Origin of the sequence: Pumilibacter muris (assembly GCF_943193045.1) — a bacterium.
Taxonomy (GTDB): domain Bacteria; phylum Bacillota; class Clostridia; order Christensenellales; family Pumilibacteraceae; genus Pumilibacter; species Pumilibacter muris.
Window position 1 is genome coordinate 65,268 of the sequence record NZ_CALPCN010000007.1, and the last position, 12,380, is coordinate 77,647.

Genomic DNA, 12,380 nt, shown 5'->3' on the forward strand with positions numbered 1-12,380 from the left:
ATTTATGCGCATTCTCGCGGCGCGTGCCGCAAAAAGTTATTTGCTTTCCTTATTTTTGAGCGAAGCCGCTATAAACTCCACAAACAACGGGTGCGGGCGGTGCGGGCGCGACTTAAACTCGGGATGGTATTGCACTCCCAAATGGAATTTCTTTCCGGGAATTTCCACAGCTTCCACAAGAGTGCCGTCGGGGCCCGTTCCCACTATGTCAAGTCCCATATTTTCGAATTTTTCGCGGTAGGCATTGTTAAACTCGTATCTGTGGCGGTGTCTTTCCATAATACTCGGCTGTTTATATGCGCGGCTTAAAACGGAACCGTTTTTAATAACGCATTCGTAAGCGCCGAGACGCATACTGCCGCCCGTGTTTTCGTAGCCTATTTGCCCTTCCATAATGTCTATAACTTTGTTTTGCGACTCCATGTCGAACTCGCGGCTGTTGGCGTCGGCAAATCCCGCGACGTGACGGGCGAAGTCTATTACGGCTATCTGCATTCCGAGACATATTCCGAAATACGGCACGTCGTTTTCACGGCAATACTGCGCGGAATAAACCATGCCTTCTATTCCCCTGTCGCCGAACCCGCCCGGCACTATTACGCCGTCGCATTCTCCGAGAATTTCGCGGGCTGTGGCGGGCGTTATCTTTTCGGCGTCGAGCCAACGCAAATCTATTTTCGCGCCGTTTTCTATGCCAGCATGAGTGAGCGCCTCAACTATCGAAAGATAAGCGTCGAACATTTTAACGTATTTGCCAACAAGCCCTATGGTTACCGTTTTATTGCGAGAATGGGCTTTTCTGAGCATTTCTTTCCACACGGTAAGGTCGGGCGGATTGTCGTCGAGCCCGAGCTCGCGCGAAACGATTTCCGAAAATTTGCTCTCTTCGAGCATTATGGGAGCCTCGTATAAAATCGACACGTCGCGATTTTCTATAACGCAATCGGGCGGCACGTTGCAAAACATCGATATTTTTTTACGCGCCGATTCGTCTATCGGGCGGTTGCAACGCAAAACCACAAGATTGGGCGATATTCCCAAACTTTGCAGTTCTTTCACGCTGTGCTGAGTAGGTTTGGTTTTCATCTCGCCGCTCGAACTTATAACGGGAGCAAGCGTGACGTGAATAAACAAACAGTTTTCGCGCCCCACTTCGTTGGAAACCTGCCTAATCGCTTCCAAAAACGGCAGACTTTCTATGTCGCCCGTTGTGCCGCCTATTTCGGTTATAACGACGTCGGCGTTTATTTTTTTGCCAACCGAATAAATGAACTTTTTGATTTCGTTCGTTATGTGCGGAATAACCTGCACCGTCTCGCCGTTATAAACGCCTTTGCGCTCGTTGTCGAGCACGTTCCAGTAGACCTTGCCTGTTGTAAGGTTGCTGTACTTATTCAAGTTTTCGTCTATAAAGCGCTCGTAATGCCCTAAGTCGAGGTCAGTTTCGGCGCCGTCTTCGGTAACGTAAACTTCGCCGTGTTGATACGGGCTCATTGTTCCAGGGTCCATGTTTATATACGGGTCAAGCTTTTGAGCTATAACCTTTAAACCTTTGGCTTTAAGCATCATTCCTATGCTTGCCGCAGTTATGCCTTTGCCGAGCCCCGACACTACGCCGCCCGTAACGAAAATATATTTCTTTATCATAAACGCACCACTCCTTTGAAAATCTCGCAAGCCTCGCCCGTCATAAACACGGTTTCGTCGGTATAACGAATTGAAAGTTCGCCGCCGAGCAAACGCACCGACACTTCGGCATCCAAATCGCAATGCCCGCCGAGCACCGCCGCGACCACCGCCGCGCAAGCGCCCGTGCCGCACGCGTATGTCTCGCCCGAACCGCGTTCCCACACTCTCATTTTAAGATGGGTTCGGTCTATAATCTGCACAAATTCCACATTCACGCGCTTGGGAAACAACGGGTCGCATTCTATTGCTTTTCCTATTGCCGCAACGTCCACCTGCCCCGCGTTTTCAACAAACAGCACGCAGTGCGGATTGCCCATAGAAACGCAAGTTATTTCGTATTCCGCGCCGCCGACTTTCACTTTGCGCGCAACAATTTTATCGCCGTCGAGTTTTACGGGAATTTTAGACGGAGCAAGCGCGGGCGCTCCCATGTCTACCTTAGCGGAATTAACGTGCCCGCCGCGAACGAACAGCCATAGTTTTTTAACGCCGCTCTTTGTTTCGATTGTAATTTCGCGCTTATCGCCTATTTTACCGTAATCGTAAAGATATTTCGCCACGCAACGAATGGCGTTGCCGCACATCATGCCTTCGGTGCCGTCGGAATTGAACATGCGCATTTTCGCGTCGGCAATAGCCGACGGGCAAATGAACACGGCTCCGTCGCCGCCGACTCCGAAGTGGCGGTCGCTGAGGTTTACCGCAACCGATTCCATATTGGTTATATTGCGGGTTAAACAATCGATGTATATATAATCGTTTCCGCACCCCTGCATTTTGATAAAATTGAGTTTCTGACGCTCGGTGCGCATATCGTTTATATTCACAAGCTCGGTGTTATACGCCGAATAGCGCGATTTAAGCGAGAACGCAAGCGCCTTTGCTGTGTCTATACTCGTAAGACACGGCACGGCGAGCGAAACCGCTCTTCTTCTTAAACGCACGTCGTCTTCGGTGGGGATTCTTCCTTTTGTGGAAGTGGAAATAAACAAGTCTATTTTGCCGCCCGAGAGAAGAGTCATTGTATTGTTCTCGGCGCACTCGCTTATTTTCTTAACTTCGGTTACGGGGAAGCCGCTTTTTCTTATAACCTGCGCGGTGCCTTCGGTTGCGTAAATTTCGTAACCGAGCTCGCTGTATGCCTTTGCCACGTCGGCGATTTCGGGTTTGTCGGTATCGCGTACCGAAATAAGAATTCCGCCCGATTTCTGCATTTTGTAGCCCGCCGCAAGCAACCCCTTGTAAAGCGCTTCGTCGAGCGTTTTGCCTATTCCGAGCACTTCGCCCGTAGACTTCATTTCGGGTCCCAAGTGAGTGTCGAGGTCGGCAAGTTTTTCAAAACTGAAAATGGGAACTTTAACCGCCACATAAGGCGACGTTTTATACAGCCCCGTGCCGTAACCGAGCTTATTCAGTTTTTTGCCGAGCATACAAAGCGTTGCAAGCTGAATCATGGGAACGCCCGTAACTTTGGAAATATACGGAATTGTTCTCGACGAACGCGGATTAACCTCTATAACGTAAATACGGTTGTCGGATATTATATATTGAATATTCACAAGCCCTTTGGTGTTGAGAGCTTTGGCAAGCTTGTGAGTGTATTCCACCAACAGTTCGCGCATTGCGTCGGTAACGTTATGCGCGGGATAAACCGCAATGCTATCGCCGCTGTGAATACCGGCGCGCTCTATGTGCTCCATAATGCCGGGAATCAAAATGTCGTCGCCGTCGCAAATGGCGTCCACCTCTATTTCGGTGCCCATAATATACTTGTCGATTAAAATGTTGTTGTCTTCGTTTTCGGCAAGTATTATTTTCATGTATTCTTTAATGTCGGATTCGGAGAACGCTATTATCATGTTCTGCCCGCCGAGCACATAGCTGGGGCGCATAAGCACGGGATAGCCGAGCGACGCGCCCGCCGCGAGCGCCTCTTCGGTAGTTTTAACCGTAACGCCCTTAGGACGCGCTATTTGCAACTCTTCCAAAAGCGCGTCGAACCGTTCGCGGTCTTCGGCTCGGTCTATACTGTCGGCGGACGTACCCAAAATGCGCACGCCGTGAGCGCTTAAATGCTTTGTAAGTTTTATGGCCGTTTGCCCGCCGAACGCCACCACAACGCCGTAAGGCTTTTCGGTTGCTATAACGTTGTCAACGTCTTCGGGTGTGAGCGGCTCGAAATACAATCTGTCGGCGGTGTCGAAGTCGGTGGAAACCGTTTCGGGGTTGTTGTTCACAATGGCAACTTCGTAGCCCGCTTCTTTTAAAGCCCAAACGCAATGAACGGAAGCGTAATCGAATTCTATTCCCTGCCCTATGCGTATGGGACCCGAACCGAACACTATAACGCGACGCTTGTTCGACTTGCGCTCCGCCATAAAAGCCGTCGCCTCGTTCTCCGAATCGTAGGTGGAATAAAAATACGGAGTTTCGGCTTTAAATTCGGCGCCGCAAGTGTCAACCATTTTATATACGGCGCGAGCGTGCTTAGTCTGCTTTTTGCCCGTTATCGCCTCAATCGCCTTATCGGGATACCCTAATCTTTTCGCTTTAATATAAGTGTCGGAGTCTAAAACCTTACCCGCAATGCTCTTTTCGAAGCGCACAAGATTGCCTATTTTATTTAAGAACCATTTGTCTATTTTGGTTTTTTCGGCAATCGCGTCTACCGTGTAACCGCGCCATAGCGCTTCGAACAGCAAAAACAGTCGGTAATCCGACGCGGGCATAAGCCCGTTAAACACTTGCTCGTCAGTCCACTCGTCAAAACGGTCGGACTTTAAGGTGAGAAGATTTTCGGCGCCGCGCACCGCTTTTAGAAGCGCCGCTTCGAAATACGGCGCTATTGCCATAACTTCGCCCGTAGCTTTCATTTGAGTGCCCAAAGTGCGCTTTGCGTAAACGAACTTGTCGAAAGGCCATTTTGGAAGTTTAACCACCACATAGTCGAGAGTAGGTTCGAAACACGCGCACGTCTTTTTCGTTACGGCGTTCGGAATTTCGTCAAGCGTGTAGCCAAGCGCCAAAAGCGTAGCCACTTTCGCTATGGGGTAGCCCGTCGCCTTACTTGCGAGAGCGGAGCTTCTGCTAACTCTCGGATTAACTTCTATAACGGCGTATTCGAAACTGTTGGGGTTGAGCGCGAACTGACAGTTGCAACCGCCCACCACGTCGAGCGCGGAAATTATATTGAGCGCCGCGCTTCTAAGCATCTGAAATTCTTTGTCGGCAAGAGTAACGGTAGGCGCCACAACTATGCTGTCGCCCGTATGTATGCCCACAGGGTCGAGGTTTTCCATACTGCAAACGGCAATCGCGTTGCCCGCGTCGTCGCGCATAACCTCGAATTCGATTTCTTTCCAACCGTAAATGCTCTTTTCAACCAAAACCTGACCTATGGGGCTGAGTTCCAAGCCGCCTTTGGTAATTTCGCGCAACTCGTTCTCGTTTTCGGCAATGCCTCCGCCCGCGCCGCCCAACGTGAACGCGGGACGAATGATAATCGGATACCCTATTTCGCTCGCGAACTTTACAGCCGATTCCACGTCGGTAACAACGAGCGACGGAACGACGGGCTGCCCGATAGAAAGCATAGTGTCTTTAAACATTTGACGGTCTTCGGCGCGGTCTATTGTGTCAACCTTCATGCCGAGAAGTTTAACGCCCTTGCTTTCCAAAAATCCCGATTTTGCAAGTTGCATAGAGAGCGTAAGTCCCGTTTGTCCGCCGAGCGACGGCAAAAGGCTGTCAGGCTTTTCAAGCTCTATAATGCGCTCAAGCGTAGTAAGATTAAGCGGCTCGATATATATAGAATCTGCCATAGCTTTGTCCGTCATGATAGTGGCTGGATTGCTGTTCACGAGCACAACTTCAATTTTTTCGGCTTTAAGCGTTCTGCACGCCTGCGTGCCCGCATAGTCGAATTCGGCCGCTTGCCCGATTGTAATCGGACCTGAACCGATTACCAAAACCTTTTTTATATCCTTATTCTTAGGCATGTTTCTCTCACGTCTCCTCGTTATTGTTTTCGGTTGCGGTTTTGCCCGCAAAGCGCTTACGCCGCGTTCATTCGCTCATCAGTTCCATAAAGCGGTCGAAAAGAAAGTTTGTGTCGAGCGGACCGCCGCACGCTTCGGGGTGGAACTGCACGGAAAACGCGGGAATAGCGGAATAATCTATTCCCTCCGCAGTTTTGTCGTTCGCGTTCGAGTAGCGCAATTCAGCGTCGGCGGGAAGCGTATCGCGCACAACCGCATAGCCGTGATTTTGGCTGGTTATGTATGTGCGTCCCGTAACTGAATCGCGCACAGGCTGGTTTGCGCCGCGATGCCCGAATTTCAACTTCGAAGTGCTTGCGCCTCTGCTCAGCGCCAACAGTTGGTGCCCTAAGCATATTCCGAATGTGGGAATACGGTATTCGTTCACTTTTTTGAGTTCGGCGATTATATCGGTGTTGTCGGCAGGGTCGCCGCCGCCGTTTGTAAGCATAATTCCGTTGGGTTTAAGCTCGGCAATACGCTCCGCCGATGTGTGCGCGGGAACGCGAATTACCGTGCAATCGCGTTTTAACAACTCGCGCTCTATATTGCCCTTCGCTCCGAAATCCCAAAGCACCACTCTTTTGCTTCCGCTTCCGAGCGTTCGCTCTTCTTTGCAAGTTGTGCTACTAACCGCATCTTTCACTCTGTACGCTTTCAGTTCTTTGAGCTTTTCGGGCGTAAGCGTCTTTTTGGAAGTAATCGTTCCGTTCATAACGCCTTTCGACCTTATTTTTTTTGTGAGCGCGCGAGTATCGACTCCGCATATTCCCACAATGCCGTGTTTCTTCAAAAAAACGTCGAGTTCGCTTTCTTTACGGAAGTTGCTTCCCTCAAAACATTCCTCGCGCACAACGTAACCTTTCAGCGCGGGCGCGTCGCTTTCGGAATCGGCTTCTATGGCGCCGTAATTGCCTATAAGCGGAAATGTGTGCGCAACTATTTGCCCGTAATAACTCGGGTCGGTGAGCGTCTCCATATAACCTACCATAGCGGTGGTAAAAACCACCTCGCCAACTGTTTCGCCGTCGGCGCCTATCGCTTCGCCCTCGAACACACTGCCGTCCGACAGAATCAAATATCTCTTCATGCTCTTCTCCTTAAATACAGCCTCTTAACTCGTTGAACTCTCAAACATTTTTTAAACGTAAACTACGCAAAATAGCCGCGTTTTAGCCGCTTGCTCTTTTATACGTCGTCGAACGTGTGCTTGCCGCTTCCCACTACGGGAATGGGATATTCCCCCGTAAAACAGCCGCTGCAAAATTTAACGCCTTTTTCTTTTCCTATTGCCACAAGATTGTTTAAATCCAAATACTCCAAACTGTCGGCGCCTATTTTTTTGCAAATTTCTTCCACCGAAAGATGATTCGCAATTAAATTTTCGACGCTGTCTATATCTGTGCCGAAATAACAAGGGTGTTTAAACGGCGGGCTCGAAATTCGCAAATGAATTTCCTTAGCGCCCATTTGCCTGAGCGGGGCGAGCATACGGGCGCTCGTGGTGCCGCGCACAATGGAATCGTCTACGAGAACTATTCTTTTGCCCTCTATTTGTGCTCTCAAAGGATTTAACTTAACGTTCACCGTCCGCTCCCTCATTTTTTGCGACGGCTCAATAAAACTGCGCCCCATATATCTGTTTTTCACAAACGCGGGCGCATAAGGTATTCCCGATTCCAAACTATAACCGAGCGCCGCGTCAAGCCCACTGTCGGGCACGCCGCACACTATATCCGCCTCAATAGGCTTTTGGCGGTACAGGGCTCGTCCCATAGTAAGTCTCGACTCATACACGCTCATGCCGTCTATAAACGAATCCGAACGGGCTATGTATATCATTTCGAACACGCACAAACCTCTGCACGACAAATCTTTTTGCCGCATGTTTTTTTCTTTGCCGAACCTGTCTATGCTTATCAGTTCGCCGGGCTGCACATCGCGCACAAATTCCGCGCCTATGCAGTCGAGGGCGCAACTCTCGCTTGCGAACACCGTTGCGGAACCGAGCTTACCCATGCAAAGAGGACGGAAACCGCATTTGTCTCGCGCCGCAATCAATTTTTCAGGCGTTGCTATAACGAGCGAAAAAGCCCCTTCAAGAATGTTCATAACGTTAAGCACAGCTTTTTCTATATTGCGGCAACAAATCATTTGCTCTATTAAAAGCATGTTTATAATTTCGGAATCGTTTGTGGTGTGAAACACCTTTCCGCCTTGATTCACCATTTCGCTTCTGAGCTTTGCCGCGTTGGTTATATTTCCGTTATGCGCGAGCGCGCATGTAAGTTGCGAATGAACGGTTTCTATCGGTTGGGTATTCTCCACCGTGTTGTTTCCCGTAGTGGAATAGCGAACATGCCCTACGGCAACGTTAGTAGACGGAACGTGCCGCAAAAAATCTCCGAATATGTCGTTCACAAGCCCAACGTTTTTATGGCAAATAAGCGTGTCGTCGGTGTAAAACGTGGCAATGCCGGCGCCCTCTTGTCCTCTGTGTTGCAAAGCGAGCAGAGCGGACGCAGTCAAGCCCGCAGCCTGTATCGGCTCGGGACTTATTATTCCGAATATTCCGCATTCTTCGTTAATCTTTCTCATAATCGTTATTGTTAAACCTCGTAGGTTTTGAGTATGTCCATAGCCACTTCGGCACGCGTTCTGCGCATGTCCATAGCGCGTTTTTCTATGTGCTTGTGTGCCTGTTCTTCGGTAAAACCCATGTTTTGCATTAAAACCAGTTTAGCTCTGTTTATCAGTCTCATGTCGTCGAGCTTTTTTAAAAGGTCCCGCTTTTCTTCCACAAGTCTCGCTATCCGTCTGTTGGTGGCGTGCACCATTTTAATCGCTTGAAATAACGCGACGTGGCTCAAAGGTTTTCCGAGCACTATTATTCCGTCGTCTTCAAGTCTTCTGGCTATGTCGTCGCTATACAGACCCGCTTCGATAAGAATAACTCCGCCCCCGCGCGACGCGAACCCGCGCGCAAGTTCTCCGCTTCCCGAAAAATTGTCGGCGTAAACTATGGTAAGCCCGAAAGCTCTTTCGCTTGCCATTCTTTTAGCCGAAACGGCGTCGAAAGCAAGGGCGATATTTTCGGCGCCCGCCCTCTTTGCCGCCGACGCAAGAGCGGAAGATATTTGTTTGTTCGTCGCCACAATCAGCGCGTTCATTCGGCGTCTCCTCCGTAGGAACAACCCATTAAAACCGCGCGGCGCTCTGCGAGCGCGATTTTTGCACGCACACTTTTCATACGCTTATCTCTACGGATTTTTAGCCTTCCGCTCGGCTCTGAGTTCGCGCACATATTCGGAAAGTATTTCCTTAGGTATAACGGAACCGAGCCACTCCGACTTTTCGGCGCAATCGAGCGCGGCGGAAAGATTTCGAGGCAAATCCGAAACTTCGGCAACCGAACGGAGTTTCAGTTTTTTCTCTATACCGTACAGCCCCGCTTCGAGCAACAACGCGAACGCAAGAAAAGGATTGCACATGCAGTCGGCGCTGTTCACCTCTATGCCACGCCTGCCGTCCGCGTAATTCAAAACCCTTATGCCCGAAGCGTTGCCGCGCCGTTCGCTGTCGTGAGCGGGCGCTCTCAACTCGTCTAACAACACATAACTTTCGGCGGTGGAATACAGCACGGATGTTATGTCGTTCGCCTTAGAAAGAACTCCTTCCGAAAAAGAATCGAGCATCGCGGGCGCGGCGGGTTTATCGCCTATTCCGCGCAAAGTCAAAGTAATTCTAAGCCCGCTTCCCGCGCTGTTTTCGAGCGGCTTCGGCTCGAACGTAGCGTACATTCCGTTTAGTCGGCATACATTGCGCACCGCCGACTTAAAGTACAAAAAGTTTTTCGCGGCGCTCGAAGGCTCGGTAGGCATAAAGTCTATTTCGTTCTGTCCGGGTCCTTCTTCGTGATGGCTCGCCGTGGGTATTATCCCCATGTCTTCAAGATTAAGAATAATGTCGCGGCGCACGTTTTCGCCCTCGTCGTAAGGCGCGCAATCGAGGTAACCCGCTCTGTCTATCGGCACGGTTGTGGGCACGCCGTCGGAATCGAGCTTAAAAATATAAAACTCGCAATCGGTGGCAATTTCGCACGTTAGCCCGAGTTTATGCAACTTTTGGTTCGCCGCATCGAGAAGATGCAAAGTGTCGCCTTCATAAAAAGAGCCGTCCGGACGCTTTATATACGCAAGCAAGCTGATTACTTCTCCCATCTGCGGACGCCACGGGAGCACCGAAAGCGTTTTAGGGTCGGGGAAAAGAAGCAGGTCGCCCGCGCAATTCGTAAAGCCCCGAACGGCCGACGAGTTGAACAGGTATCCGTTTTCGAAAATCAACGGCAGTTGTTGCGACACCAGCGAAACGTTTTTATGCCGCCCGAATAAGTCGCAAAACGTGAGCTTAACGAACTTGACGTCGTTTTCTTCAACGTATTGCAATACTTCTTTCGCAGTACACTTCATACGGTTCTCCTCTAAACATAAAACGTGCGTCCGTCATTTTCCATATCCGCCGACAGACGCCATTATATTTTTTTCAGACATATTTATATTACTATATACCGCCCGAAAAGTCAATCAATCAACCCGAATTTATCGCAATATTAAAAAAGTATTCCTACGTTTGTAGGATATTTGAAAATCCGCAAACAGTTGTAGGAAAATATATATAAAGAGCATAATATTTTAAGGAGTATTGAAAATGAAAATTCCCACAATCAAATTCACGGAAAGATTCAACGAATATATTACTCATAATAACTTAACGATACGGCAAGTGGAACAGCAAACCGAAATCCCCAACCAAACGCTTTCGGCGTGGCTTTCGGGCAAGCGTATTCCGAACGCCTATTCTCTTTACGTTTTAGCCGACTACATGGGCTGTTCGGTCGATTATCTTTTGGGAAGAGTAGACGACGAATTCAGATAAACGGAAAGCCCCGCCGCTCCGACGGGACTTATTCAACCACATAATTTATGCGAACATTTTTTCCACTTGCTCGAACACCGCTTTAAAAATCTTTTCGTTTTCTTCGGGCGTTGAAGCCGCAGTAATATACAGCTTTATAAGCGGTTCCGTGCCCGACGGGCGCACGATTAACTTACTGCCGTTTTCAGCCTCGAAAGACAACACGTTCGACTTCGGCAAATCCGCTTCTGTTTGCGTAAGATAATCCACCGTTTTCACTATTTTGCTGTCGCCGAGTTTAGCGGGAAGATTTTTACGCAAGTCCGACAGAAGCGCGCGCATCTTGGCGTTTCCTTCGGCTCCCGGATATTCGTAAGACTTCAACTTATGTTCGTAAGTTCCGAATTTAGCGTACAACTCCTCTATGCGGTCTACAAGCGTTTTTCCCTCTTTAAGATAGTGCGCCGTCATTTCGGCAACCAACATACTTGCAACAACCGCGTCTTTATCGCGCACATAGCTACCCGAAAGATACCCGTAACTTTCTTCGAATCCGAGCACAAAACGGTTTTGTTCCCCTTTGCTTTCGAGCTCTCCTATTATTCCGCCTATATATTTAAAGCCTGTAAGCACGCTGTAAAACTCGGCGCCGTATTCCTTAGCCACTTTTTCGGCAAGCCCGGTAGACACGATTGTAGACACAATTACGGGCTTAGGCGGAAGAGTTCCGTTTTTCTTTTTGCAACAAAGAATATAATCGGTTAAAAGCACGCCTATTTCGTTGCCCGTCATAAGTCGGTAATTTCCTTTATGACGCACCGCAGTGCCTATTCTGTCGGCGTCGGGGTCGGTAGCAATCAAAATGTCGCTTCCCTTTTTTTCGGCAAGCGCAAGTCCGAGTTTGAGCGCTTCCGCCTTTTCGGGATTGGGATAACCGCATGTAGTAAAGTTGCCGTCCGGCATCGACTGTTCGGAAACAACGTCGATTTGCTCAACGCCCGCGCGCCGTAAGATTTCGGGAACAAGTTTGTAGCCTGTGCCGTTAAGAGGCGAATACGCCACTTTTAAACCATTTGCCGAACCCGTAGACTGCGCCGCAACGCAAGCAAGATATTTTTCGGTAATTTCTTCGGACGCGTATTCAATGTCTCCTCTTTTCAGATACTTTTCGAAAGATTCCGTTTTAACGTCGAAAGGTTCAACTTTATTTATATACTCAATCATTTCCCGAGCGGGCTCGTCGGTTAGTTGGCAGCCGTCTGAACCGTAAACCTTATAGCCGTTGTATTTTGCGGGATTATGACTCGCCGTAATCATAACGCCTATGTCGGCGCCGGTCTCGCGCGTTAAAAACGAAAGAAACGGAGTGGGCATTAGTTCGCGCGTAACTATGGCTTTAATTCCGTTCGCCGCCATAACGCAAGCTACTTTTTCTTTAAACAAATCGGAATTTATACGACTGTCGCACGACACGGCTACCTTGCGCTGTCCGCAAGCGCGCATACGCTCGGCAATTCCCTGCGTAACTTTCGCTATGGTTAAAACGTTAAGGCAATTAGTGCCCGCCCCCAACTCGCCGCGCAATCCGCCGGTTCCGAATTCCAAATCTTTATAAAAAGCGTTTTCTATTGCGCTCGGCTCGTTTTTCATACTTTCGAGCTGCATTTTAATTTGCGCGTCGGTTACCCTCTCACACCACATCTTATATTTTTCGGTTGCGTTCATATTTGTTTGTCCTCC

General features: G+C 49.3%; 8 protein-coding genes. 1 reads left to right on the forward strand and 7 read right to left on the reverse strand.

All coding sequences use genetic code 11. The annotated features are described in order from the left end of the window. Positions 1 to 36 precede the first annotated feature (36 nt). The 6 genes from NFR62_RS08525 to NFR62_RS08550 all read right to left on the reverse strand — a co-directional run bounded on the left by NFR62_RS08525 (position 37) and on the right by NFR62_RS08550 (position 10,195). Complete coding sequence (locus NFR62_RS08525) at positions 37 to 1,647, reverse strand: CTP synthase (RefSeq protein ID WP_338049908.1); 1,611 nt, start codon at positions 1,645 to 1,647, stop codon at positions 37 to 39. Continuing rightward, on the reverse strand, positions 1,644 to 5,687 hold the full coding sequence (gene carB, locus NFR62_RS08530) for a carbamoyl-phosphate synthase large subunit (protein ID WP_251617444.1): 4,044 nt from the start codon (positions 5,685 to 5,687) through the stop codon (positions 1,644 to 1,646). The genes NFR62_RS08525 and carB overlap by 4 nt, the downstream gene beginning before the upstream one ends. 67 nt (positions 5,688 to 5,754) lie before the next feature. Beyond that, on the reverse strand, positions 5,755 to 6,816 hold the full coding sequence (locus tag NFR62_RS08535) for a carbamoyl phosphate synthase small subunit (RefSeq protein ID WP_251617445.1): 1,062 nt from the start codon (positions 6,814 to 6,816) through the stop codon (positions 5,755 to 5,757). A 98-nt stretch (positions 6,817 to 6,914) separates the two neighbouring features. After that, positions 6,915 to 8,324 carry an amidophosphoribosyltransferase gene (purF, locus tag NFR62_RS08540; RefSeq protein ID WP_251617446.1) on the reverse strand — a complete coding sequence of 470 codons (1,410 nt, stop codon included), beginning with the start codon at positions 8,322 to 8,324 and terminating at the stop codon, positions 6,915 to 6,917. An 11-nt stretch (positions 8,325 to 8,335) separates the two neighbouring features. Continuing rightward, on the reverse strand, positions 8,336 to 8,896 hold the full coding sequence (locus NFR62_RS08545) for an ANTAR domain-containing response regulator (protein ID WP_251617447.1): 561 nt from the start codon (positions 8,894 to 8,896) through the stop codon (positions 8,336 to 8,338). Positions 8,897 to 8,986: 90 nt separating this feature from the next. Further along, on the reverse strand, positions 8,987 to 10,195 hold the full coding sequence (locus tag NFR62_RS08550; protein ID WP_251617449.1) for a glutamine synthetase family protein: 1,209 nt from the start codon (positions 10,193 to 10,195) through the stop codon (positions 8,987 to 8,989). Between the two features lie 238 nt (positions 10,196 to 10,433). Here NFR62_RS08550 and NFR62_RS08555 point away from each other — a divergent pair, with 238 nt between their 5' ends. Beyond that, on the forward strand, positions 10,434 to 10,661 hold the full coding sequence (locus tag NFR62_RS08555) for a helix-turn-helix domain-containing protein (protein WP_251617451.1): 228 nt from the start codon (positions 10,434 to 10,436) through the stop codon (positions 10,659 to 10,661). A gap of 45 nt (positions 10,662 to 10,706) precedes the next feature. Here the strand turns inward: NFR62_RS08555 and NFR62_RS08560 are convergent, their stop codons facing one another. After that, positions 10,707 to 12,365, reverse strand: coding sequence for a phospho-sugar mutase (locus tag NFR62_RS08560; RefSeq protein ID WP_251617453.1), 1,659 nt, complete (start codon positions 12,363 to 12,365; stop codon positions 10,707 to 10,709). Positions 12,366 to 12,380: the final 15 nt, after the last annotated feature.